The sequence below is a fragment of the Pseudoalteromonas sp. genome (assembly GCF_036960685.1).
Taxonomy (GTDB): Bacteria; Pseudomonadota; Gammaproteobacteria; order Enterobacterales; family Alteromonadaceae; genus Pseudoalteromonas.
Map to the genome: position 1 here is coordinate 1 of NZ_JBALXK010000008.1, position 25316 is coordinate 25316.

At 42.3% G+C, this 25316-nt stretch carries 27 protein-coding genes and 1 pseudogene; 15 read left to right on the forward strand and 13 right to left on the reverse strand.

The window, feature by feature from the left end; genetic code table 11:
- The 5 genes from V7783_RS08550 to gpmM all read right to left on the reverse strand — a co-directional run.
- A partial coding sequence (locus tag V7783_RS08550; protein ID WP_335678370.1) for a reverse transcriptase domain-containing protein occupies positions 1-257 on the reverse strand: 257 nt, incomplete at its 3' end.
- Positions 258-573: 316 nt separating this feature from the next.
- Complete coding sequence (locus V7783_RS08555) at positions 574-1338, reverse strand: divergent polysaccharide deacetylase family protein (RefSeq protein WP_335678371.1); 765 nt, start codon at positions 1336-1338, stop codon at positions 574-576.
- A 40-nt stretch (positions 1339-1378) separates the two neighbouring features.
- Positions 1379-2650 (reverse strand): S41 family peptidase, encoded by a 1272-nt coding sequence (locus V7783_RS08560; protein WP_335678372.1) that lies wholly within the window; start codon positions 2648-2650, stop codon positions 1379-1381.
- A gap of 35 nt (positions 2651-2685) precedes the next feature.
- A complete protein-coding gene (locus tag V7783_RS08565; RefSeq protein WP_335678373.1) occupies positions 2686-3825 on the reverse strand; it encodes a murein hydrolase activator EnvC family protein in 1140 nt (379 codons plus the stop codon).
- 3 nt (positions 3826-3828) lie between these two features.
- Positions 3829-5373, reverse strand: a complete 1545-nt coding sequence (gene gpmM, locus V7783_RS08570) for a 2,3-bisphosphoglycerate-independent phosphoglycerate mutase (RefSeq protein WP_335678374.1) — start codon at positions 5371-5373, stop codon at positions 3829-3831.
- Between the two features lie 200 nt (positions 5374-5573).
- Here gpmM and V7783_RS08575 point away from each other — a divergent pair, with 200 nt between their 5' ends.
- The 4 genes from V7783_RS08575 to gpsA are packed head-to-tail and all read left to right on the forward strand — an operon-like array spanning position 5574 to position 7832.
- The gene (locus tag V7783_RS08575) at positions 5574-6005 is read left to right on the forward strand and encodes a rhodanese-like domain-containing protein (protein ID WP_335678375.1); all 432 of its coding nucleotides are present in this window, start codon (positions 5574-5576) and stop codon (positions 6003-6005) included.
- 31 nt (positions 6006-6036) lie between these two features.
- A complete protein-coding gene (grxC, locus tag V7783_RS08580) occupies positions 6037-6294 on the forward strand; it encodes a glutaredoxin 3 (RefSeq protein ID WP_064665457.1) in 258 nt (85 codons plus the stop codon).
- Positions 6295-6332: 38 nt separating this feature from the next.
- Complete coding sequence (gene secB / locus V7783_RS08585; RefSeq protein WP_169021213.1) at positions 6333-6821, forward strand: protein-export chaperone SecB; 489 nt, start codon at positions 6333-6335, stop codon at positions 6819-6821.
- Positions 6822-6824: 3 nt separating this feature from the next.
- Positions 6825-7832 (forward strand): NAD(P)H-dependent glycerol-3-phosphate dehydrogenase, encoded by a 1008-nt coding sequence (gene gpsA / locus V7783_RS08590; protein ID WP_283709384.1) that lies wholly within the window; start codon positions 6825-6827, stop codon positions 7830-7832.
- Between the two features lie 73 nt (positions 7833-7905).
- Here gpsA and V7783_RS08595 read toward each other — a convergent pair whose 3' ends face one another.
- Complete coding sequence (locus tag V7783_RS08595; RefSeq protein WP_335678376.1) at positions 7906-11673, reverse strand: EAL domain-containing protein; 3768 nt, start codon at positions 11671-11673, stop codon at positions 7906-7908.
- A 217-nt stretch (positions 11674-11890) separates the two neighbouring features.
- On the reverse strand, positions 11891-12355 hold the full coding sequence (gene trmL / locus V7783_RS08600) for a tRNA (uridine(34)/cytosine(34)/5-carboxymethylaminomethyluridine(34)-2'-O)-methyltransferase TrmL (protein ID WP_335678377.1): 465 nt from the start codon (positions 12353-12355) through the stop codon (positions 11891-11893).
- 160 nt (positions 12356-12515) lie between these two features.
- On the opposite strand from trmL, the gene V7783_RS08605 reads away from it, so the two are divergent.
- A complete protein-coding gene (locus V7783_RS08605; protein WP_442961356.1) occupies positions 12516-13376 on the forward strand; it encodes a cation diffusion facilitator family transporter in 861 nt (286 codons plus the stop codon).
- Here V7783_RS08605 and V7783_RS08610 read toward each other — a convergent pair.
- From V7783_RS08610 to V7783_RS08620, 3 genes are read right to left on the reverse strand one after another with little or no spacing between them, the layout of a single operon-like run.
- Positions 13352-14293 (reverse strand): alpha/beta fold hydrolase, encoded by a 942-nt coding sequence (locus tag V7783_RS08610; protein WP_335678497.1) that lies wholly within the window; start codon positions 14291-14293, stop codon positions 13352-13354. The genes V7783_RS08605 and V7783_RS08610 overlap by 25 nt on opposite strands.
- Positions 14294-14304: 11 nt before the next feature.
- A complete protein-coding gene (locus V7783_RS08615; RefSeq protein WP_335678379.1) occupies positions 14305-15720 on the reverse strand; it encodes an ATP-binding protein in 1416 nt (471 codons plus the stop codon).
- The gene (locus tag V7783_RS08620) at positions 15698-16387 is read right to left on the reverse strand and encodes a response regulator transcription factor (RefSeq protein WP_335678380.1); all 690 of its coding nucleotides are present in this window, start codon (positions 16385-16387) and stop codon (positions 15698-15700) included. The genes V7783_RS08615 and V7783_RS08620 overlap by 23 nt, the downstream gene beginning before the upstream one ends.
- 169 nt (positions 16388-16556) lie before the next feature.
- On the opposite strand from V7783_RS08620, the gene V7783_RS08625 reads away from it, so the two are divergent.
- A complete protein-coding gene (locus V7783_RS08625; RefSeq protein WP_335678381.1) occupies positions 16557-17093 on the forward strand; it encodes a Spy/CpxP family protein refolding chaperone in 537 nt (178 codons plus the stop codon).
- A gap of 399 nt (positions 17094-17492) precedes the next feature.
- Positions 17493-17750: pseudogene (locus V7783_RS08630) on the forward strand (helix-turn-helix domain-containing protein); the annotation flags it as partial.
- A 32-nt stretch (positions 17751-17782) separates the two neighbouring features.
- Here the strand turns inward: V7783_RS08630 and V7783_RS08635 are convergent.
- Genes V7783_RS08635 through V7783_RS08645 form a run of 3 tightly spaced genes read right to left on the reverse strand, consistent with a single transcriptional unit; the run spans position 17783 to position 20112 of the window.
- Positions 17783-18970 (reverse strand): vWA domain-containing protein, encoded by a 1188-nt coding sequence (locus V7783_RS08635; RefSeq protein ID WP_335678382.1) that lies wholly within the window; start codon positions 18968-18970, stop codon positions 17783-17785.
- 1 nt (position 18971) lies between these two features.
- Entirely contained in the window at positions 18972-19820 is an 849-nt protein-coding gene (locus V7783_RS08640) for an AAA family ATPase (protein ID WP_335678383.1), read from the reverse strand.
- Between the two features lie 52 nt (positions 19821-19872).
- Positions 19873-20112, reverse strand: a complete 240-nt coding sequence (locus V7783_RS08645) for a DUF1653 domain-containing protein (protein WP_335678384.1) — start codon at positions 20110-20112, stop codon at positions 19873-19875.
- A 60-nt stretch (positions 20113-20172) separates the two neighbouring features.
- Between V7783_RS08645 and V7783_RS08650 the strand changes: the two genes are divergently transcribed.
- The 8 genes from V7783_RS08650 (at position 20173) to V7783_RS08685 (ending at position 25316) form a co-directional block, all read left to right on the forward strand.
- The gene (locus V7783_RS08650) at positions 20173-20655 is read left to right on the forward strand and encodes a DUF2947 domain-containing protein (protein ID WP_335678385.1); all 483 of its coding nucleotides are present in this window, start codon (positions 20173-20175) and stop codon (positions 20653-20655) included.
- A gap of 90 nt (positions 20656-20745) precedes the next feature.
- Entirely contained in the window at positions 20746-21375 is a 630-nt protein-coding gene (locus V7783_RS08655) for a hypothetical protein (RefSeq protein WP_335678386.1), read from the forward strand.
- Between the two features lie 61 nt (positions 21376-21436).
- Complete coding sequence (gene ftsB / locus V7783_RS08660) at positions 21437-21727, forward strand: cell division protein FtsB (protein ID WP_335678387.1); 291 nt, start codon at positions 21437-21439, stop codon at positions 21725-21727.
- Positions 21717-22418: a 2-C-methyl-D-erythritol 4-phosphate cytidylyltransferase gene (ispD, locus tag V7783_RS08665; RefSeq protein ID WP_335678388.1), complete on the forward strand. Its 702-nt coding sequence runs from the start codon at positions 21717-21719 to the stop codon at positions 22416-22418. Before ftsB ends, ispD begins: the two co-directional genes overlap by 11 nt.
- Positions 22415-22897, forward strand: a complete 483-nt coding sequence (ispF, locus tag V7783_RS08670; protein ID WP_335678389.1) for a 2-C-methyl-D-erythritol 2,4-cyclodiphosphate synthase — start codon at positions 22415-22417, stop codon at positions 22895-22897. The genes ispD and ispF overlap by 4 nt, the downstream gene beginning before the upstream one ends.
- A complete protein-coding gene (gene truD, locus V7783_RS08675) occupies positions 22894-23943 on the forward strand; it encodes a tRNA pseudouridine(13) synthase TruD (protein WP_335678390.1) in 1050 nt (349 codons plus the stop codon). The genes ispF and truD overlap by 4 nt, the downstream gene beginning before the upstream one ends.
- Positions 23924-24688, forward strand: a complete 765-nt coding sequence (gene surE / locus V7783_RS08680) for a 5'/3'-nucleotidase SurE (RefSeq protein ID WP_335678391.1) — start codon at positions 23924-23926, stop codon at positions 24686-24688. The genes truD and surE overlap by 20 nt, the downstream gene beginning before the upstream one ends.
- On the forward strand, positions 24678-25316 hold the full coding sequence (locus V7783_RS08685) for a protein-L-isoaspartate(D-aspartate) O-methyltransferase (protein WP_335678392.1): 639 nt from the start codon (positions 24678-24680) through the stop codon (positions 25314-25316). The genes surE and V7783_RS08685 overlap by 11 nt, the downstream gene beginning before the upstream one ends.

Consider the following 25316-nt stretch of genomic DNA (forward strand, 5'->3'; position numbering starts at 1 on the left):
TATTTACCGAGTAGGCGCATGAGTGCTTTGTCTTTGATTTTACGGCTAACACGATTCATCAGCATGTCATGATCTACTTCATCAAAGAACTTAGACAAGTCGATATCAACCGCTGTTTTATAACCTTGTTTAACACAAGACTGAACATGGTTCACTGCTTGACTGGCTCTTTTATGAGGGCGATAACCATAACTATGTGGTGAAAATTGAGGCTCAAAGTAAGGGCTGATCACTTGAGCAATGGCTTGTTGGATCACTCTGTCGATAACAGCAGGAAATCAAAAGGGTCAAATCTTGACTCGATACAATACAATTTTTGACTGGCCGCTTTTTGCTCCAGCCGTTTTTCAATTTGATTCTTCCATCGTTGGGTTTCGTTGCTCTCAACCACAACCTACGTGGTTAATTTAACGTCGGACTATGCTGTTTTCCTAGAACCTAGAACCTAGTACCTTTTCCCTTGCAACTTGTAGCTTTCAACTTAAAATTTACCGTTTACCGTTTACCGTTTACCGTTTACCGTTTACCGTTTACCGTTTACCGTTTACCGTTTACCGCTTACCGCTGACCGCTTTACCTCCCACTCACTCCTTTACTTTCTGCCTGCGCGAGTTGTATATATTTACGCTCTACCAGCTGCGATAGCGGCACCAGTTCAAAGCCTTGTTGTTCCAGTTCGGGGAGTTTGCGTTGTAAAAATTCGATAGTTTCAGGGTAAGGGTGGGCGATTGCGATGGCGAAATTATAGCGCTCGGCTTTATATTTTAATTCGTTGAGGCGAAATTGCAGTTGTTGTTCATTAACTATGTTGTCTAAAAATACATGGCGGCCAACATTCTCTACACCATATAAATTAGCGACGTTTTGCGCTTGGCTTAAGCCGGTAGTGCGGCTATCTAAAAAATACAGATTGCGCTTTTTTAGCACTTCCATGGTCCATTTCATAGGCTGGCTTTCTTGGGTCAGTGCTGAGCCCATGTGGTTATTCACGCCTTTAACTTGTGGCAGTGTGGCAAGGGCGTTACCGAGTGTATGCTGTAATTGTTCTTTGCTCATATCGCTGGTGAGTGCGCCGGGGCCAAGTGCTTTACTGTTATCCAGTGCTTGCATCGGAATATGCAGCAGTAATTCTTTATCTGATTGACTGGCCAAGCGAGCAAAAATTTGTGAATAGGGGGTATGAGGCAAAATCGAGAACGATATTTTACCTGGTAAATTTAAGGTTTCGAGGTCGCGTTGATGATTACCAATATCGTCAATCACGATGGCTATTTGTTTACCTGCTGCAACAGCGGGTAAGCTGCAAATAGCCAATAATAGCCAAGCTAGTTTTTTCACGTTTATAATTTTTATTATCTTTTTTTATGAGCTACAACGTTTATTTCATCGTTAATAGCTGCTGCGCCTTTAATAACAGAGGATCGCTTACGGCTGAATTTTGCCATAACGGATCGTCGCTTCCTTGTTCATTTTTTATTATAACTACTTTATCTATTTGTGAAAGGGTTGATTGATTAATCGCCACGTCGGGGGTCACGCCAACACCATCAATTGACTGCCCTGAGGGGGTAAAATATTTTGCTGTGGTTAGTTTTAGGGCTGTATTACCATTACCAAGTGGGATCAGCGACTGTACAGAACCTTTACCAAATGACTGGCTACCGATTAACGTTGCACGGTGGTTGTCTTTTAATGCGGCAGCTAAAATTTCTGCTGCTGAGGCCGAGTTTTCATTGATCAACACCACAATAGGGGCGCCATTTAAAATATCGCCTTTTTTAGCGCGATAATGTTGGTTCGCATCATAAAAGCGGCCTTTGGTGGTCACTATAGTGCCACTTTGTAAGAACAGATCAGAGACCGCTACCGCACTTTGTAATGTGCCGCCTGGGTTATCGCGTAGATCAATTACTAGTCCTGTTAGTGCTGCGCCATAATTACTTTGTAATATGGTTATGTGTCGTGCTACATCATGTAAAGTGTGGTTGCTAAAGCTATTAATCGCTAAATAGCCAATGCCAAAACCAGACAGAGAGCTTGTCACGCTTTCTAGGTTAATTTCAGAGCGAGTAATTTCAAAATCAAGAGTATGTGCTGCATTAGCGCGTGCAATCGTTAAGGTGACTGCTGCGGTGTCGCTGCTTTTTATCATTTGTGCAACTTGGTTGATGTCTTTATCTATTACCGTTTGTTGATTGATGGCGAGCACAACATCATCTTTTTGTATACCGGCCAGAGCGGCAGGGGAGTTTTTAATGGTGTTTATAATAACTATTTTTTGATCTTGCAGTTTTACTTCTATGCCAAGTCCAGTATAGCGACCGTTAGTGCTACTAAATAACGCTTCTAGTTCTTGCTCATCAAGGTACTTAGAATAGGGGTCTAGCTGCGCTAGCAAGGCTTCAAATTGTTGGTTGTTTTCGAAACTTTGTTGCAGTGCTAAATCTTCCACATAATAGGCGTGGATATTAAAGAGGATTTCATTTTTTTGCTGGCTTTTTAAATCGCCGACGGTAGTAAGCGCAAAGCTATTAAAGCTCAGGCACAAAAAAAGGCTAGCTAACAATAAATAACTGAATAAATAACTGATATAAGCGCGCGTTAAAGCAAGGTGCTGTAACTGCTGTATTTTTAATTGTGTATGTGGCATCAGCTGCTCCCAGTGGGGTGCAGCTGTTTAATCACTTAAATGCGTCTGCACCATTTTACAGGATTTACTGCGCGTCCTTTGTGGCGTATTTCAAAGTATAGACCAGAATTTGCTTGTCCGCCGCTTTGTCCAACTAAAGCGATTATATCGCCTTGACGAACCATATCGCCCACGTCTTTTAACAGGGTTTGGGTATGACCGTATAAACTCATAAAGCCGTCACCATGATCAAGTACAATCACCCAACCATAGCCTTTTAACCAATCAGCAAAGACCACTTGGCCATTGTGAACACTTTGTACGTTACTGCCTTCTCGTGCGCCGATTAATACGCCCTTCCAGTCAATGCCGCCGTGTTTTCGCTGTCCGAAGCTGTGTTCTATTTTGCCTTTTGTTGGCCAGTCTAACTTTCCTTTACTGCTTGCTAAGCCGAGTAGTTCAACCTTTTTACTCTTCTCTTTTTCCAACTCTTGTAGGGTTGTGACTAAGGTTTTTTCATTCTCTTTTAGGTAATCAATAGAGTTTTTAGTTGAGCTAAGTTTGGTTTTTAGCTCACTAATATTTGCTTTACGTTGCTGCTGTGCAGCTATTAGTGCTTGCTGGCGATTGGCTTGCTCTTTATGTAGGGCAACTAAATGAAGTTTGGTTTTTTCAAGTTCAGCTTGCACCGCTTCGATTTCTAGCAGTAACGCTTTTAATTCTTCAATTTGTTCAATACGTGCTTTGTTAAGGTAATTGTAATAGCTTAATGTTCGCTCAACTTGTGCGGTATTTTCTTGATTCAACAGCATTTTTGAATAGTCATGCCCACCGGACATGTAAGCACTTTTTATTTGTGCGGCAAGGGCTTGTTGTTGCTCTTGGCGTTCTTTTTCAAGCTTATCAGCTTGTTGCTGTTGCTGCTTTTGTTGTTTTTCGGTATCGCGAATTGATTGCTCCGCAATATTCAGTGCTTTGGCATTTTTCGCAATATCAAGTTCATGCTGCTTAAGGCTTTTTTGTGATTTAGCGATGTCTTTACGTTGAGCTGCCAATTCGGCTTGGCTTTGCTTTAACGCACTTTGAATTTCACTGAGGTCTTTTTTAGTACGGTCTTCATTAGCGACAGCCGAAGCTGCCACCAATGAAGACATAATTAACGTACTAACAACTAAATGTTTAACGCATCTACGCATAGTTTATTTCAAAGTCATGATCGGTGTGCCGGTCATTTCGCTTGGTTGTTCCATACCCATTAGGTGTAGCATGGTAGGTGCAACGTCGCTTAAGGCTTTGCCTTCGCTTGGCGTTGCATCACGACCAACATAAATAAATGGTACAGGTTCGCTGGTGTGAGCCGTATGGGCTTGGCCGGTCGCAGGATTAGCCATTTGCTCGGCATTACCATGATCCGCTGTAATTAATGCTTCACCGCCAAATTCTTGTAAGGCAGCAACAACACGACCAATACAGTGATCAACCGCTTCACAGGCTTTTACTGCGGCTTCAAACACGCCTGAGTGGCCAACCATATCGCCATTTGGGTAGTTACAAATAATTGCGTCGTACTTGCCGCTTTTTATAGCTTCAACAAGTTTGTCGGTGAGCATTTCTGAATTCATTTCAGGCTGTAAGTCATAGGTGGCAACTTGTGGTGAAGGAATTAGCTCGCGGGTTTCACCTTCGAATTCATTTTCACGGCCGCCGCTGAAGAAAAACGTCACGTGTGCGTATTTTTCAGTTTCTGAAATACGTAGTTGTGTTTTATTGTGTTTTTCAAACCATTCGCCTAAAACATTAGTTAAAGGGACGGTGGCGAAAGCGGCTGGAGCGTCGATGTCTGCGGCGTATTCGGTCAACATAACAAAAGCACTTAATGCTGGTGCTTTCTTTTTAGCAAAGCCGTCGAAATCTTTATCAACAAATGCGCGGGTCATTTCACGGGCACGGTCGGCTCTAAAGTTTAAGAAAATAACGGTGTCGCCATCATTAATTTGTACCGGCTCTTGGTCTGGTGCCGCGATTGTGGTGGCTGCAACGAATTCATCGTTTTCATCACGTTCATAAGCGCCAGCTAATGCATCGACTGCGTTAGTATAATTATGCTGTGCAATACCACTTACCATTAGATCATAGGCTTGTTCAACACGGTTCCAGCGATTATCGCGGTCCATTGCGTAGTAACGACCAATGATTGAAGCAAGACGACCACAATTTAATTTACTGAACAGAGCTTCAACACGTTCAATCGACGCCTTTGCACTGCGAGGTGGGGTATCTCGGCCATCTAAGAAAGCATGAAAGTACACTTCTTTTGCGCCGCGAGCTGCTGCTAATTCGATTGCAGCTAGAATATGATCTTCATGGCTGTGTACGCCGCCTGGGCTTAGTAAACCCATTAAGTGAACAGCTTTACCGGCATTAACTGCTTTATCTATGTTTTCAACTAACACTGGGTTATGGTCAAACTCACCATCGTCGATTGCTTTAGTGATACGGGTAAAGTCTTGATAAACCACACGACCTGCGCCTAGATTGACGTGGCCAACTTCTGAGTTACCCATTTGCCCATCAGGAAGACCAACATCTAAACCCGAGCCAGAAATTAGGGTATGCGGGCGAGTTGCCCAAAGTTCATCTAAAACAGGGGTATTAGCCGCTAAAATTGCATTACTTTGTGCATCTTCACGGTATCCCCAACCATCTAAAATCATTAATACGAGAGGTTTTTTATGTTGTGTCATTTTGGTTCCTGAAAATTAGCTCCTGTTTCAGCTAAGCATACCGTGTTTTGTAGTTATGATCAGCAATCAAAGCTGCATATTAAAATATTTCACTCTCTGGTAATTTCTAATCAAGCACGTATACTTGCGTGGCTAGGGCATTGCCCTTACGTTTAACCCCAGCGCTAAAGGCGCGGGACAATTTTCATAGTGGAAGACGCATGGATCAATATATTGAATTTGTCGGTAATCATCCGATATTAAGTTTAGCGTGGGTTGCTTTGGTTGCACTCATTGTCGGCGGTTGGATTAAAAGTAAGTTTTCAGCAATTCGTCAAATAAACCCGCAACAACTAACGTTATTAATTAACCGTGAAGACGGTCTTGTTGTAGACATACGTGCCCAAAAAGAATTTAATAATGGCCGTATAGCAGGCGCAGAGCACCTTAGCCCTGAAAAAGCCAAACAATCTGACTTTTCAAGCCTTGAAAAGTCTAAGAGTAAACCCATTATATTGGTATGCACCACAGGCATGACTGCTTCTGGTATCGCAACTGCCATGCATAAAGCTGGTTTTGAATCAGTGTATGTATTGTCTGGCGGAATGGGGGCATGGCAAAGTGCCGGTCTACCAACGACAACAGGTCGCTAATTTACTTAGTTAGGCCGCTAGAGGAATTGTTATGAGTAATGTTGTTCTTTACACCAAAGCGTATTGTCCTTTTTGCCAACGAGCATTGGCATTGCTAACCAGTAAAGGTGTGCAATTTAAGAATATAGATATCGGTGTACAGCCTGAACTTCGCGATGAAATGATCGCCAAAGCAGGTGGCGCGAGCACAGTACCGCAAATCTTTATTAATGATGAGCATATTGGCGGTTGTGACGACATGATGGCGATTGAAGCCCAAGGCAAGCTTGACGCAAAGTTAAACGCTTAAACATTTATTATAAAAACGATTAAAAGTTAGGAATTATCATGAACGAAGAAAATCAGAACGTAGCAGCACAAGAAGAAACTGGCGCACAATTTACTATTCAACGTATTTATACAAAAGACGTGTCTTTTGAAACGCCTAATTCACCTGCTATTTTCCAAAAAGAATGGACGCCAGAAGTTAAGCTTGACCTTGATACACGTTCAAACAAATTAGACGAAGGTGTGTTTGAAGTTGTGTTAGCATTGACAGTAACAGCGTCAATCGGTGAAGAAACTGCATTCTTATGTGAAATTCAACAAGCGGGTATTTTCACTATCGCTGAAATTGAAGAAGTACAACTTGCACATATGCTAGGCGCATTCTGCCCTAACGTGTTATTCCCATATGCGCGTGAAGCGGTATCTAACTTAGTTAACCGTGGTACGTTCCCACAGCTTAACCTTGCACCTGTAAACTTTGACGCGTTATTCGCGCAATACATGCAGCAACGTGCAGCGCAAGCTGAACAGGCAACTGCAGACGCATAATCGATGAATACAGCCAATTCAGCTGTTACAGTATTAGGGGCGGGGTCTTATGGCACCGCCCTTGCTATTTGTTTAGCCCGAAACGGTCACCAAGTGACACTTTGGGGGCGCAATAGCGATGACGTTGCCACGCTTGCAGCTGAGCGGAAAAATCAACGTTACCTACCAGACGTCACATTCCCTGACACTTTACACCTTGAAGCCGACTTACATACAGCAGTAACTGCAAGCCAGGTTATTTTGGTCGTGGTACCGAGCCATGCATTTGGCGATACGCTACAGCAGATTAAGCCTTCATTACTTGATGGCGCGCAAGTGGCGTGGGCGACCAAAGGCTTAGAGCCTGATACGGGTAGATTACTGCAAGAAGTTGCCCAACAAGAACTTGGTGATGACGTGCCATTGGCTGTGGTTTCGGGCCCTACTTTTGCCAAAGAAATGGCAATGGGTTTACCTACGGCTATTTCTGTGTCGTCAACATCAACCGCTTTTGCAAAACAGCTTGCTGATTTACTGCATTGCGGTCGCTCATTTCGGGTTTATAACAATAATGATTTTATTGGTATACAGCTCGGTGGTGCGGTTAAAAATGTAATTGCAATTGGCGCGGGTATGTCTGATGGCTTTGGTTTTGGTGCAAACGCTAGAACTGCATTAATCACGCGTGGTTTAGCTGAGCTGTGCCGTTTAGGCTGTGCATTGGGCGCGAAATCTGAAACCTTTATGGGGATGGCAGGTCTTGGCGATTTAATACTCACCTGTACAGACAATCAGTCTCGTAACCGACGCTTTGGTTTAGCGCTTGGTAAAGGTGAAGGTGTTGAGCGGGCGATTGAATCAATTGGTCAAGTGGTAGAAGGTTACCGCAACACCAAAGAGGTTTATTTACTGGCGCAACGCACCGGCATTGAAATGCCTATCACTGAGCAAATTTATCAGGTACTTTATGAAAATAAAGACGTGAAAGAAGCTGCGATGGCGTTATTAGGCCGCGAGCAAAAATCTGAGTAACAGTGCCTTGTAGCTGTCAGTGTTTATGAATTTGTATAAACACTGGCAGCTAACTGAGTAACTAAAGCGGAATTTAATCATTACTCGAGCTAGATTGTTTTTTCTGGTTATTTTTTTTAATAAAAGCAGCTACTTTATCAGCATGAAGCGGGCGGCTATAGTAATAACCTTGCATGGTATTACATCCCATTACATGCAGCATATAAGCCTGTTCCTTCGTTTCAACGCCTTCTGCAACGACATCTATTTTTAAGTATTTTGCCAGACGAATAATGGTCGCGGTGATATTACGGTCCTGTTCACTATCAATAATATCTTTAATAAAAGAGCGATCTATTTTTAATGTATCTATTGGAAAACGCTTTAAATAACCAAGTGATGAATGCCCCGTGCCAAAATCATCCAGCGCAATAGTAAAGCCAAGCGCTTTTAAACGATTCATTTGCTGCTGGGCAAATTCGGGGTTATCCATCATGGCACTTTCAGTAATTTCCAGCTCTACACAGCGTGCTGGCACATCGTAGTTTGTTAAGCATTCGGTAAGCGTTTCTACTAAGCTACTTTGTTGAAAATGCAGGGCAGAAATATTAATTGCCACTTTACCAAAACCAACCTGTTCATTACGCCATAATTCGAGCTGTTTAAATAACAGCTTCATTAGTAATAACGTCAGCGGAATAATCGCGCCATTTTGCTCCGCCAGCGGTATAAATTCATCCGGGCTAATAATACTGCCATCAGCTTGCGGCCAACGGACTAATGCCTCAAAGCCATGAATTTGATTTTTATCTGCATTATATTTTACTTGGTAAAATAACTCGAAGTCTTGGTTTTCGATAGCCCTGAATAGTGCACTTTCTTTACTAAGTTCATTTGTGTCTATGGTGTGTTTAGATTTATCAAAAAACTGATAGTTGTTATGGCCCATTTTTTTTGCGTGGTTAAGGGCACTATTAGCGCTGCGCATCAGTGCTTCGCTGCTGTAGCCGTTTTCTGGGTAGACGGCAATGCCACAACAGGCTGAAATAAAGCTCTCTATCCCATCAAGCATAAATGGTGTTTGAAACTGTTTAAGTATATTGTCGGCAAGCTTCTTAGCGAAAAAGATGGTCATCCCGGAATATAAATAGGGCGGCACCAGCACTGCAAATTCATCGCCGCCTAAGCGGGCGAGTGTATAGCCAGAATCAAGATTACGCGATAGCCTACCAGCCACTTCTTTTAGTAATTCATCACCAATGGCGTGTCCGAGCGATTCATTGATTTTATTAAAGTTATCTAAATCGATAAAAATAATCAGCAAGTCAGGAAAGTTGTTATTGCAGCTTTTAATTGCTTTATTAACGGATTCTATAAAAATAGTACGGTTAGACAGCCCAGTAACAGCATCTCGGGTGGTCAGTTTTAGCATTGCACGTTCATTGTTCTTGCGTGCGGTTACATCTGAAAATAGCCCAATATAATGCGCGCTACTGTTGCGTAAGTTAGGCGTTTTTACTTTAGTGATCGACAGATCTAATGCATAAGGCTGGCCGTCCTTGCGTAAATTCCAAATTTCCCCAGACCAATAACCATCGGTTTCCAAATCATTATGGATGAGGCTTTCTAGTTTTTTATCGCGACCATTTACAGTTAACGCTTTAGGTTTTTTACCTACAACATCAGCTAAAGTGAATCCACAAATTGTTGTAAATGCTTGGTTTATGTTTGTTATTTGAAAATGCTCATTGGCAATCCAAATCGCATCTTTCGATTGTGCCATGAGTGCGTTAGCTAAATTGTGTTTTGCAGCACTTTTTAATTTATAAATAATGAGTAGCAGTAATAGCGCAAACACAACGGTTAAAATCAAATAGTTGAACCAGTTAGGGAAGCTAAACGCGGTTTGTTTAATCATTAATACTAATGGTTCGCTACTTACTTGATTGAGGTTTTTAACTTCCAAGTAAATATTCTTTTTATTACTTGCCAGTGACAGCATCGATTGCGAACTTGGTAGCGGCAGCCAAAGCCCATTAGGATCGAGCCGATAAGACAGTCGCATAGGTAAATCGCTATTACTGCTGAACCACACAGATATACCTTGCAGTGTTTGGAGTGCATTTACGGCATTCGTTGCTAAGTGGTAATAATGTTGGTCATTTTCTTGATAGTGCAAAGTTAGATGACTGACTGAAAATGAACTAAATTGTGGTGTTGTTTGCGTTGCGTGTACTTCTAATAACGTGCTGCCGTTATCTGCAAAGCGCATTATTTTGTCACGGTAGCTAACGGTAAATTGCGCTTCAGGTAATTGCTCGAGGCTAATTGAATCATCGATATTTGCAGCCATGCTGCGGGTGGCATTTTCAACCCAGATAGTGTCACTGGGTCTGTAGAGTTTGATTGCTTGAGAATCGACTACCCAAAGCGTATTGAGTGGTGCTCCATAAATGGCTGAAGTATCAAGCTCACTGACTTGATTAAAGTGAATGCTGTTTGTTGCCAGTGCAAAGTTCTCAGTTGTTTGCCATAACCCGTTATTGCTGGCAAGCCAAAGCCTTGATGAATGGCGTTGATAATACATATCAGTGATCTTGCCAACCGATTCTGTTTGCACTGTTAATGGCGTGACTTGTTGATTGTTTATATAAAATAACTGCTCGCTATTGCTTGCTAAATACTGCCCATCACTGAGGTTTGTAAAAGCGCTAATGTTGCTAATTGGCAGTGTGAAATTTTGTTGTTGGGTTGCAAAATCATAATTGATTAATTGTTTTTTGGATGCAATCCATAAGGTTGTTGGTGCCGTGAAATGTAGTTTGCTTACATGTTCTGGCACCAATAAATCAAAGGCTTGGTTGCGGGCACTGTATAAATATAATCCGCTGGCGGTTGTTATGGCCCACTTGTCATCGCGTAAATAATTAATATTGAGTACTTTTTTATCCTCAGTATAACTATCTATTTGCGCCAACATTTTAAAGTATTGCTGTATTCTGGGGGCGGGGCTATTAGTGATTGGTGTTGCAATAATTTGCATTGCAGGAAGTTTTAACCAACTTTTAGTGATTGTTTGCAACCACAGTTGATCATTATTTTGCTTGATTGATAAAAAACGCGCTGGGGAGTTATAAAATAGAGGCTTACTGTTTTTGGTTGTTAAATCATATTTATACGCTTGATTATTATGTAAGTAATAAAGCTGCTCTTGAAAGAAGTGTAGGTGTTGCACATTGGTGTGGTTGAGCTTTATTACCTCTAATGAGTGAGTGTTATTGTATAGATAATGTTGTTTATTACTGGTGGTGATCAGCAGCGCTGTTGATGTTTGGTTTGGGCTTAATTGACTAATCTCTGAGGGGGCAGTGAGCTGGGATATAATTTTATTACTCGCAATATCAAAGCGACTCGCTAAACTCCCGCCAGAATGCAGCCATAGGCTGTTATTAAAGCCTAATGTAAGCTCGACTATTTGCTCAGAAAAAGTGAATACAGAATGCAGTTTTTCATCTTTTATTGTGTAAATTTGCCCTAAGTGCAGAAAATAAAAACCGTGATCTGTGCTAAATATTGGCTGCGTTAAAGGGGTATCAGTAAGTTGAATTAACCGATTGTTTATTAAATTTATTAAGCTTAAGCCTCGCTCAGTATTAATTAATAACCACGATTTATAAGAGGCTACTTGTAAAATATCAAGCGTTGCGAATGACAAAAAAGGCGCGGTTTGGCTACTAAAAAGGTGTGCTGAGTCGTAGTTATATAAGCCTTTCTCAGTTGCCAGCCAATACGCATTACTCGGGCTTTGAGTAAAGTCATTAATCGCGGGTATAGAAAGCTCGTTGGCGTTTAATTCAGCCACACTCGCGTTTACATTAACAATAAATAACAGGCTGATAAGGCAGCATGTTTTAAGCATAAACCGCATTGCAATCCATTGAATAAGTTTAAAAAGAACGTATTGAGAATAGTGCAGGAATAGATAAAATGCGAATCGGTGAAAGTGAAATTTATTGTATTGCGGGTAACTGAACTTACAGGCTTAAGCGCCTAACGATTTAGGCGCATATTTATGCTGCTTACTGAGCGTTAGGAAAGCCTAATTGGCGCCATGATTCATAAACAAACACAGCCACTGCATTTGATAAGTTCATGCTTCTACTGTTAGCTTGCATTGGAATACGTACCCGTTGCTCATTGGGTAACGATTGAATTAAATCATCTGGTAAACCGCGTGTTTCTGGGCCAAATACTAAACAGTCACCCGCTTCATAGCTTGCTTGATGATGAAACTGGCTACCTTTAGTGGTGCAGGCGTATACTTTTTTAGGTTTGCACTTTTCCAGGTATGCTTCAAACGAGGCGTGACGTTGCACATGGCTAAACTCATGATAATCAAGGCCTGCTCTTTTTACGCGCTTATCATCCCACTCAAAGCCCAACGGTTCGATTAGGTGCAAGGCAAAACCTGTATTTGCGCACAAACGAATAATATTGCCTGTGTTAGGAGGAATTTCAGGTTGGTATAAAACGATATCAAGCATAACGAGCCTTATTGGTGATCTACATTTTGACGTTCGAGAGTATACACGAAATAAATAAAAAAAATGATATACTCATTTTAATCAAACAGTTTAAAACATAGGCAAAAGCGTGCATCAGCGTAGTTATGAATTTTGGGTGAAAACCGCCAGTATCGTTACCATGGTAATGGTGAGCTTGATGATTGCGGCTAAGTGTTGGGCATGGCTTGCGTCTGGGTCTGCATCAATGCTCGGCTCACTCACAGACTCTTTGATGGATATTACCGCCTCAGCAATGAGTTTTATGGTGTTAGGTTATGCACTGCGCCCTGCGGATGACGATCACCGCTTTGGACACGGCAAAGCTGAAGCTTTGGCTGGGTTAGGGCAGGCAGCCTTTATTGCCGGCTCAGGTTGTTTATTGGCGTTTCATGGGATTGAACGGTTATTTAATCCGGTGGTATTAAATCATTCTATGTTGGGTGTGTGGGTGAGTATTTTTGCTATTGCCTGTACCTTGGTGGTGGTTTACGTACAAACCAAAGTGATAAGTCATACCGAATCTATCGCGATTAAAGCCGACTCAGTACATTACAAAGGTGACTTAATTTTAAATGCCGCGGTATTAATTGCGATTTTACTAGCACAAAATGGCATGCTTTACGCGGATCCTATTTTTGCCATTGGCGTGGCTGGTTATTTACTTTATAACAGCTGGGATATTGCAACCCAAAGTGCCGACCATCTAATGGACAAAGAGCTTCCAGATGAAGAAAAAGCCAGCATCGTATTAATTGCCAACAGTCATAAGGATGTTTTTGGTGTCCATGATGTGCGTACGCGACAAGGCGGTAAAGTTAAGTTTATTCAAATGCATTTAGAGCTTGAAGACCAACTACCTTTGATCCGTGCTCATTACGTTGCTGATGAAGTTGTAGCAATGATCCAACAAGAGTTTAATTGCGAAATGGATATTTTGATCCACCAAGATCCCATGTCACTGAGTCAAACAAGTGCTCAACTCAGTGAATCACAAAACTGATAAAAACGGCTAAGTACAGCTTGGCGAATGGGGTCTTGTTCAAACAACAGCTCGTGTTTTGCACCAGCAAAAGTCTGTAAAACTGCATTGTTTTGGCGATGTACCAACTCAACTTGGGCTTGGTTATCAACAACCGTATCGTTTTCAGCACTGGCGATAAAAAGTGGAATAGCCAGCTGTTGGTCTAGCCTATCAATAAATTGAAACACGGTGTGCAACCAACCATAAGTCACACCACCAAGTTGTAACACGCTATCGCTGCGATAAATCTCTCTAAATAGTTTATAACGGTACTCACTATTGGTGAGGCTGTTGATAGAAAATTCCTCAGCCAAATAATTTTTTTGACCGAATGCGTAGCATTGCTTGCCGCCAAGTTTACAGGCGAGCCAAGCCACAAATCTAGCCAGTGGTTTGGGGATGCCTTTTGTGTGAATATCAAACATAGGGGCAGATAAAAATACGCCACTGTAGTTATGCTCAAACCGGGTTAAAAAATCAAAGGCAATTGCACCGCCCATTGAATGGCCTAGTATTATTTTTTTACCTTGAAAGTGCCTGTTGACTATTTGTTGGTCAAATAAAGCGAAATCGTCAGCATAATCACTAAATTTATTTACATACCCTTTATGGCGGTTAGCTAACGCGCGATAGGAGCGGCCTTGCCCTTGGTGATCAATAATAAAAACCGCATAGTTGTTTTGCTGTAACTCCCAAATGAGTTCTTGGTATTTGTCTAACCCTTCAATACGCCCTGAGCAAATTACTACAGCAGCTTTAGCCTGCTCAGGAACAATATATGCGTAATGTAACTTGCCGTTATCCGTTGTTAGTTGCGCTTTGTACACGTTGTGTTTAAAAAACGTTGATATCTCAGGTTGTTGGGCTAGTAAGTTTGGCTCTGTACTGTAAAACATGGTGTCCATTATTATTGTTGTTTATCCAATGGCAGTGCAATGCGCACACACAGCCCGTTTGGTTGGCTATTATGCAGTGTTAAGCTACCAGCATGCGCGACAATGGCATTTTTCGCAATAGCTAAACCAAGCCCAGTACCACCGCTGGTTCTGTCTCGAGCATCCGATTGACGAAAAAACGGCTCGCATAGCTTAGTTAAATTTTGTGGTTCAACACCCGGGCCATCGTCACGGATCTCTATATAACTTGCATCGCTTAAACTCAGTGATAGGGTAATAGTGTGTGTCGCATATTTTATAGCATTGCGTAATACATTTTCTAGCGCACTGGCAATTAAACTCTCATCACAACGAATATCAATATTAAGCTGACCTTCTACAAGCAATTGCTTATTAGTTTGTTTAGCCTCAAATTGAGCATCATTTAACACATGATCGATGATCACTTGCAATGACTGTTGATGCAGCGATAGTGTTTGGCTTTTTGCTTCTAAGCGTGATACTTGCAACACATCGGCAATCATTTTATCGAGTTGGTTGGCCTCTTTTTCAATGCGTAATAAGTAGGTTTGGTTTTCTTCTGGGGTTTGCATTTGCGCAAGTCCCGTAGCCATTTTAAGGCGAGTTAAGGGAGAGCGTAGCTCGTGAGAGATATCAGCCAATAAGCGTTTTTGTGCGCTGATCAATTGCTCTAACTGAGTTGCCATACTATTAAAGTCACGGCCAAGTACACCCAGTTCATCTTGTCGGTTTGGGTCAATGTCAGCACGCGCGGTTAAATCGCCATTAGCGAGTTTAACAGCCGCTTGTTTTAAGTGATTGATAGGTGCAATAAGATTACGACTAAATATAAAACTTAATGTTAGCGATGCAAGTAGTGCTATTACTACTTTTAACCAAATCGGCATGAGTCTTAGCCGCACGAAAAATGGCGTTTGGTGATTTTCGTCGACTTCGTATAAGTAAAAGGTACCTTCAGGAAGGTCTATTTTAATTGGCCCGAATGCTTGGTAATACTCAGTAAAAATAATTTGCGGCGTCATATTTTTAGTGAAATTAATTAAACTTAAATCAATTTCATTGGGAGGCGTGCGGCTAGTTATTGAATGCTCAGGCTGATCTGAATTTAAATACAGCAGCTTACGCTTCGCTAAGCGCGGATGCATTAAAATATCTGCTACGGCTTTATTGTGCTTTACTACCGTACGCTCAATGCCTTTTGCTGTGTATTGCAGGTTTTTTAGCATTGGGCCATGTAAATCTTCATTGCTAACTTGATTAGTGGCAATATTACTTAGAAACACCAAGGCGGTGATCGTGCCTATCACCGTCAGCCAAAACCACACAAAAATTTTAAAAAATAAAAAGTGTTTAGGGTGCTTAAGCCAAGCAAAGTGCGTTTTGCTATTCTCCTTGGATAAAGACATAGCCCGTTCCTCGCATGGTTTTAATTCGTTCGGCGCTATTAAATTCGGCAATTTTTTTACGAATATTACTAACATGCATATCAATAGAGCGATCAAAAGAAGCCAAGCGTCTGCCGAGCACCTCTTCACTTATTTGCTCTTTACTGACCACTTCACCCGCGTGTTTAACCAGTAAGGCAAGTACTTCATATTCAGTACCGGTCAGGCTTAGAGGGTGTTCATCAACCGATGCCTCGCGAGCGGCTAAATTAATAATGATATTATTAACGCTGAGCTTATTAGAGCTGTTGTTGGTTAAACTGGTAATGTGCTCAATACGACGCGTAATGGCTTTAACCCGCGCCAGTAACTCCCGGTGGTTGAACGGTTTTGGAATGTAGTCATCAGCCCCTAGTTCAAGGCCAAAAATACGGTCAAAGTCTTCACCTTTAGCGGTTAGCATAATCACCGGCGTTAACTTTTTTTGCCTAAGCTGTTTAAGCACTTCAAAGCCATCGAGCTTTGGTAGCATCACATCGAGTAAAATGAGTGCATAATCATGAGCAAGCGCTTGCTTTAAACCTTGCTCGCCATCGTGTACACATTCAATTTGAAACCCTTGCGCAGTTAAGTACTCACAGAGTAACTCACATAAACCGGTATCATCATCAATCATTAATAGTTTCATTTGCTCACCTTAACTACGCTGGAATAACTTCATTTTACGCCTTAACGGGCCTAAAAGTGAACCTTTACACAACCTTTACATTGCTTTGCGTTGCTTTGCACTTGGTTGGTTATAGTGAGCATAACAACTGAACACGCAGTAAGTTCGCAACCAACCAAAGGTAATTATTATGACTATTTCAAGTAAAGTTTCTAAACTAGTATTAATTTGTGGATTAGCAACAGCAACCTTAGGCACTGGCGCTGTAATGGCAAAAGAAGGCATGCAGCATAAACAAGGCCATGCTCAACAGCATAAACAAGCACGTTTTTTATTATCTGAGCGTGGTGTTAAAAAATTAGATTTAACTGAGCAACAACAAACCGAGTTAAAAACTATTTTTGCTGAGCAAAAAGCTCAATTTAAAGCGCTTCGTGGTACTGATAAAGACGCGATGAAGCAAGCACGTGCTGCACATAAAGCGCAAATGCAAGCATTATTAGATATGCCAACATTTGATGAAGCCGCAGCCAAAGAGTTATTAGCGCAGCGCCAAGCTAAAGGCGAGCAATTTGGCTTAATTAACCTAAAAACTCAACACCAAGTATGGCAAGTATTAAATGCCGAACAACGTGAAAAGTACCAAGAGATTAAAAAGCACATGCGTAAAAAAGGTCATAAAAAAGGTGACAAAAAACGCAGCCGTGACGAGCAAACAGCAGGCTAAGTAATTACCACAATTACTAAAGCAAAAAATGAAGCGCGGCAGAGATCCCGCGCTTTTCTTTTTTAACGACCCATGTAGCGAGTTTACCTCGTGGCTGGCTTTCGTCACTTAAAGACTTTTTGCACAAGGAGAAGTGAATGAGCGTAAATGAGAAGAAAAATGCCGCGGGCTTCGAGCAACGAGCTCCGAATACACCCCAGCACCTAGCCACTACCTAGGTCCTGTTTTTACAATTACTTCTCTAAAAGCGCAGCGCATCATAACCTCTTTGTGAATAATTTATATTTGCGCGGGGTAAACCCGCGCCTACGAATTGGTCGCAGGTTTTATATCGCGTCATAGTGACGATAGATAGCAAGGTTGCTTGATAAGTATACGTTAGTTGCGTATATTTAAGCACATTCGCAAGGCAAGTTAACCTTACGCACTCATACTGTAAGTGACGCGAGTGAACTCGCCATTTCACCCGATGAAATAATCAATATTCGCGAAGCATTTAATATGTCGCGCGGCGTATTTGCAAACTTATTACATACCTCAGCAAGAACGCTAGAAAACTGGGAGCAAGGCCGCAGCGCACCTAATGGTCAAGCAGTTACTTTACTAAAGCTAGTACAACGCCATCCTGAGACATTGAACCAGATAGCTGAGTTGTAGAGTTCGTTTTCCTAGCCCCTATAACCTAGCACCTATGTTAACTCTTTAATCGCTCTACTAATTCCATCTAAACTCAGCGGGTACATGCGGTTGTTCATTAGCTGCTTGATAAAATCAATTGATTGGTAATAACGCCAGTGTTCTACCGGTTGTGGGTTAAGCCAGGCGACTTTATCAAAGTGATTGGTGATGCGATTAAGCCATACATTTCCCGGCTCTTCGTTGTAGTGCTCTACAGAGCCGCCGGCATAGGCAATTTCATATGGGCCCATAGTGGCATCCCCTACAAAAATGACCTTATAGTCGCTGGTGAACTTGTTGATCAGCGTCATGGTATCAATTACGTTTGAGTGGCGGCGTTGGTTGTCTTGCCATACGTGTTCGTATAAACAGTTATGAAAGTAGTAAAACTCTAAGTGTTTAAACTCGCTGTGCGCGGCGCTAAATAATTCTTCACAGGTGTGAATGTAATCATCCATTGAGCCGCCAATATCAAACAGCATTAATACTTTTACCGCGTTGTGGCGCTCTGGTGCCATTTTTACATCAAGCATGCCGCCTTGTTTGGCGGTAGCGCGAATGGTCTCGTTTAAGTCGAGGGTGTCACTGGCGCCAGTGCGGGCAAATTTGCGTAGCTTTTTAAGGGCGAGCTTAATAGTGCGTGAGCCAATTTCACGGTCAGAATCCAGATTACGATATTCGCGTTTATCCCATACTTTTACTGCACGGCGGTTGCGGTTGCCGTCTTGACCAATCCGCACGCCTTCGGGGTTATAACCATACGCGCCAAACGGCGATGTACCACCTGTACCCACCCACTTATTGCCGCCGGCGTGGCGTTTTTGTTGTTCTTCTAGGCGCTGTTTGAGGGTTTTCATTAGCTCATCAAGACCGCCCATGGTTTTGAGTTGTGCTTTTTCTTCATCACTTAGGTGTTTTTCAAACTCTTTGCGTAGCCAATCATGAGGTAAGTCGTGTTGCTGTTTTAAGCTCTCGAGTAAGTCGAGATCGGCAATGCCGCTAAAGTAATCAGCAAAGGCTTTGTCGAAGCGGTCAAAATGGGTTTCGTCTTTAACCATAATGGTACGGGCTAAATAATAAAATCCGTCAACATCGGCAAATACCGCGCCTTTTTTCAGCGCGTTGATCAAATCAAGTAGCTCGCGCAAACTGACAGGTAAACGGTATTCACGTAATTTGAAGAAAAACGCAATCAACATCTTAACGGCGGCTCATAAAGGCAAGTTTTTCAATTAAGCTGATATCTTGCTCATTTTTTAAAAGCGCGCCAAACATTGGCATTAAACCGCCTTTTTGAGTTTTATCGTGCAGCGTTTTTGCATCGATGTCTTCAGCCATTAATAATTTAAGCCAATCGAGTAGTTCGCTGGTGGAAGGCTTTTTCTTAATGCCGTTTACTTCACGTAGGCCAAAAAATACTTCCAGCGCTTGGCGTACTAAATCTTGCTTAACGTGAGGGTGATGCACATCAATAATTTGCTGCATTTCATCGGTAGATGGAAAGTCAATATAATGGAAAAAACAACGGCGTAAGAATGCATCGGGCAGCTCTTTTTCGTTATTAGAGGTGATGATCACAATAGGGCGCTGTTTTGCAACGATGCGCTCGCCAGTTTCATAAACATGAAACTCCATTTTATCAAGCTCTAATAGTAAGTCGTTCGGGAATTCGATGTCGGCTTTGTCTATTTCATCAATTAATAATACCGGGCGTTTATTATGCTCTTCGCCATAGGTAAATGCTTGCCAAAGTTTGCCTTTTACTATGTAGTTGCCAATATCATGCACGCGCTCATCACCCAATTGACTGTCACGTAGACGTGATACAGCATCGTATTCGTATAAGCCTTGCTGGGCTTTGGTGGTTGATTTGATATGCCATTGGATCAGCGTGGTATCTAAGCTTTTAGCTAACTCTTCAGCCAGCATGGTTTTACCCGTACCAGGCTCGCCCTTTATAAGCAGTGGCTTTTCCAGCAATATCGCCGCATTCACCGCTTGTTTTAACGCTGAACTTGCGATGTAGTTATCTGTAGAATTAAATTGCACGTAAATACCTTATCTGGTCTGAGCAGTAAACAATATGACTATCATGCCATAGTTATTCAACCTCTCCAAGGTATGCAAAGCGAGGAATAATTTGGCCGTCTTTCTCGACGGTTTCGCTAAACATACTCAGTGGTCGTGCCCACATGCCAAACTCACCATATAAGGCTTGGTAAATCACCAATTGTTCTTCGGTTTCACTGTGGGTGGCAACATAAAACACTTTGTATTTAGGCCCTTTGTAGTGTTGGTATATGCCTGATTTTAGGGTATGTGGTTTTATTGCTGTAGTCATGTTTTGATCTCTTGTATAATTTATCTTTGCACTTTTAATGCTAACTAATTTGCCAATACTATGAACTATATTTCGTTAGATGATTACAAAAAAGCGTGGGTTTTTCGCCATCAAGATGCGCCGGTAACAGACCAAGACCTTGCTTTAATTAAACCTATGAGCCATGAGCGTGCCGCAGTTTTATGGAGCACTATGGTGAGCCGCGAGCATGACCACCCTGATTTTTTTGAAAAAACAGATTGGTGTGGCAATGACGACAATTTCTCGCAAACTATTGCATGGGAAGCTGCCTGGGAAGAAGGTGCAGAGCAGTTGCCTACAGAGATTTTAGCTCATCTTGATTGGCAAGCTAACACTACGGTGTATTTTTGTATGGCTCGTGACAACATCATCGAAACCAGTTTTGATGTGTTTAAACGCAATTGGCAGAACTTTATGTTTTTAGCTGATGGCAGTTTGTTGCTTGGCAAAAAACGTAATGAAGTAGTGCAATTTTTAGCAACTGGCGATGCAAAATTAGGCGCAAAGGCTGACGTTAAGTAACTTGAACGTTATTTAGGTAAATTGAAGAGCTTAAAAAGCAGTCAATACTGTGCTATAAAACAAGCAACTAGATGTTTTTGAGTACAATCGTTGGCTGCAAGCGACCCTTTTCAACAAGTCGATATTTGGCAATCTGATGCGCAGCGTGTGCTATACACGCAGCTGTGTAATGCCTTTTATGCGCGAGAAATTGCTTTGTTAGTCGCGGAGCCTAATGAGCAACGCCTACGCAAACGATTAAAAAGCCTTCCTTTTTATATTGAACGTGCGGCAGCCGCAGTGGTAAATGGTCAGGTTCCTTTTCAGTTAGATCCCCACAATGGCAGCTGGCTTGATAAGCAAAAGTTGCAGCCACCTAACGAAAAAAATAATGATGATTTTTATCAAATACACAAAAAAGTGGGTTTAATTGTGCCGCTGTTACTCAATCACGCAAATCAAACCCGTGTTGCAATAGACAGCATCGACCAAGTAAGCGACAATAAACTTCATTGTAATGAGCATGGTTGGTTTGATGACCAAGGGCTGCCTGTTGAGGGGCAATCTGTGGTGTTGTTAAAGCCTACAAAAGCAACAATGGCCGCCGCATGCTGTGGTCATCAGTGGTTTTTTGATAAACGCACGACACCGCGAACTTTATCACTGAGAGAAATGCTGTTAGCAGGTAATATCAATTGGCGTAATTTAAAACGCCCCCATGTTCGAGTTAAAAAAATATAATACCAGTTGCCTTAAGCGCATTATAAATTTGTACTGGTAGAGTAAAACCAAGGAGTGTTTAATGCGATTTTTTCAGCTCGCGCTACTGTGTTTAGCGTTATTTGTGCAATACCGATTATGGTTTGGCCACAATGGCGTACAAGATTATAGCCGTTTAAAAACCGCTGTTACTTCCCACCAAGATACCAACGCTCAGCTACTTAAGCGCAATAAAGTACTTAAAGCCGACATTGAAGATTTAAAACTTGGTCAAGAAGGGGTAGAAGAGCGTGCCCGTAATGAATTAGGGATGATCAAACCCGGCGAAACATTTATTCGTGTTTTACCTGGGCAACAACTCAATGAAAACTAATTATACCCTTGCTGTTATAGTCCCAGCCGCTGGCGTGGGAAGTCGAATGCAACACTCAGCCCCAAAGCAATATATACGCTTAGCTGGCAAAACAATTCTTGAGCATACACTGGCTAAGTTAGCGCAGCTAAAACAAGCATCCCGTATTATTGTGGCGGTGAGTGATGATGACCCTTATTTTGCTGCTCTGGAGTTTATCGATCAACGCATTGTGCGAGCAAGCGGCGGAAAAGAACGCGCCGACTCAGTACTTAATGGTTTATTGGCATTAGCAGACAACCCACCTGATTGGGTGTTAGTGCATGATGCGGCAAGGCCATTAGTGACACTGGCAGATATTGAGCGCTTACTGACTGACTGCATTAGCGCCGATGAAGGTGGTATTTTAGCCAGCAAAGTGAAAGACACCATTAAACGTGGCACCACCCACAGTGAGCAAACCGTGCCACGAGATGACTTATGGCAAGCGTTGACTCCGCAATTATTTAAGTACCAAGATTTAACTCAGGCACTACAAAGTGCGCTCGCCCAACAGGTAACAATTACCGATGAAGCCTCAGCAATTGAATGGGCTAAGAAGCCTGTTAAGCTGGTGGCAGGGCGCAGTGATAATATTAAAATAACCACCCCAGAAGATTTAGATTTAGCCAACTTTTTACTCCAAAAACAACACAGTGAGAATGCATTATGATTCGAATCGGCCATGGCTTCGATGTCCATAAATTTGGTGGCGAAGGCCCGTTAACTATTTGTGGTGAAAAAATTGCTTATCCGCAAGGCTTTTTAGCGCATTCCGATGGTGATGTTGCTATTCACGCATTATGCGATGCCATTTTAGGTGCCTTGGCGATGGGGGATATTGGCAAGCATTTTCCAGATACTGCTAGTGAGTATGAAAATATCGACAGCCGTATTTTATTGCGTCATGTTGTTGATTTAGCTAAACAGCAAGGTTATGTGCTGGGCAATGCTGATGTGACGATTGTAGCGCAAGCGCCAAAGATGCTGCCGCACATTCAAGCTATGCGTACTAACTTAGCCGCCGATTTAAATGCTGAACTTAGCCAAGTAAACGTCAAAGCCACCACCACTGAAAAGCTTGGTTTTGAAGGCCGCAAAGAAGGTATTTCAAGTCATGCAGTGGTTATCATGAGTAAACAATCACTATGAGTGAGTTAAACTATTTATACGGTGCACCACTATCTAAAGCGGATTTTAAAACCAGTGCTGAAGATTTTATGGTTGATGAAGACCTAGGCATAGAATTTACCGGCAGTGGTGAACATGTGTGTTTACAGGTGGTAAAAAAAGGTGAAAACACCCAGTACGTTGCTAAGTTACTAGCCCAAAAAGCGGGGATTTCACCCCGTGACGTAAGTTACGCCGGTATGAAAGACCGTCACGGTGTGTGTAGTCAGTGGTTCAGTGTGCCAGTCCCGATTAAAAAGGATATTGATTTCACTGAGCTCAATAGTGAATCATTGTTTATTATTGCTCAGCAACGTCACAACCGTAAGCTGCGTACTGGCTGCCATAAAGGTAATAAATTTACCATTACGTTGCGTAATGTCACACAGCCGTTAGATATTCTTTGTAGAATTAATGCCGTACGCGCCGGTGTGCCCAACTATTTTGGTGAACAACGCTTTGGTCACGATGGTCATAATCTTGAAATGGCCAAGCGAATGTTTGCCGGTGAGCGCATACGTGATAAAAAACTACGCGGTTTAATTATCTCTGCGGCACGCTCTTATGTGTTTAATCAAATTGTGAACTTACGTGTTGCTGAGCACGGCCTAGCGAAAACGATGCACCGAGAAGTGTTTATGCTCAGTGGCAGTAATGCTTTTTTTGAAGATGCCATTAGCGATGAAAATATCGCACGACTTGCCTCTGGCGACATTATGATGTCTGCGCCTTTGGTGGGTAAAAGTGAAAAAGGTCTCACCGAACAAGAAAAAATATGGCTGGCACCTTATCAAGAGTGGTGTGATGGACTTGGTGAATTAGGGCTTAAAAATGAACGTAGAATGCTGCGTTTGATACCACAAGATTTAACCGTAGCAACGATTGACGAAACCACCATTAAATTAAGTTTTGGCTTACCTAAAGGTACCTTTGCTACGGCATTATTACGTGAGCTGGTGGATTACACTGATGCCAGCCCCCGTGTACATAAAGAAAAGGACGCTGAAGATGAAGATTCTGCTAAGTAATGACGATGGCGTAAATGCAAAAGGGATTGCGGTGTTGTATCAAGCACTGACGCAAATTGCTGAGGTTACCTTAGTGGCACCTGATCGCAATTGCAGCGGCGCAAGCAACTCCTTAACCTTAATGAACCCACTGCGGGCAACCACACTTGATAACGGCTTTATTTCTGTCAATGGCACCCCAACAGATTGTGTTCATTTGGGCGTTAATGAATTACTGACAGAAAAGCCCGATTTGGTCGTTGCAGGTATCAACCACGGCGCCAATTTAGGTGATGATACCTTGTATTCAGGCACTGTTGCTGCTGCAACTGAAGGCCGTCATTTGGGTTTGCCCGCAGTGGCCGTATCGTTATGCTCTAAAGAAGGCAATCACTTTGAGACGGCAGCAGCGGTGACTGTGAGTATTATTAAAGAGCTGGCTTCTCATCCGTTGCCAAAAGATCAAATTATTAATATCAATGTGCCAGACATCCCTTTATCTGAACTTAAGGGTGTGCAAGTTACCCGTTTAGGGGCTCGCCATAAAGCCGAAACCATGACAAAACAACAAGACCCATGGGGCCGTGATATATACTGGTACGGTGTTTTGGGGGCTGAAAGTGATGCAGGTGAAGGTACTGACTTTTATGCAATTAATAATGGCTATGCCTCAGTTACCCCATTAAGTGTTGATATGACTGCTAAAGACAGTTTAGTAGCGGTTGGAGATTGGCTTAAAACAATGGAGATCAACGGTGCTGGCTAATTATACTCGCAGCGCGCGTGCGTTGGCTGAATTATTACAGCGTGAGGGTGTTGAAGATAATGTGGTGCTCAGCGCTATTGCTGATATTCCACGACATTTGTTTATAGATGATGTACTCAAACACAAAGCCTATCAAAATACAGCGTTACCAATAGGCCAAGGGCAAACAATCTCGCAGCCTTATATTGTTGCGCGGATGACGGAGCTGCTGCGTTTAGCTGGAGTGCGTGAAAAAGTACTCGAAATTGGCACTGGCTCTGGCTACCAAACCGCGATATTGGCTAAAACCTTTACAAAAGTATTTTCGGTGGAACGTATTAAGGCGTTACAATGGCAAGCTAAGCGCCGTTTACATAACCTTGATCTTTATAATGTATCCATGAAACATGGCGATGGCTGGCAAGGTTGGCAGTCGCAAGCGCCATTTGACGGCATTATTGTTACTGCTGCTGCATCGCAGGTACCGCAGGCATTACTTGACCAACTTAGTGATGGTGGGGTGATGATTGCGCCAATCGGTAATGAAGACCAGCAACTGGTTATGGTTGTGCGCGAAGGCGAAAAATTTACTCAACATGTTATTGCGCCAGTTAGGTTTGTGCCTTTAGTCCCTGGCGATATTGAATAG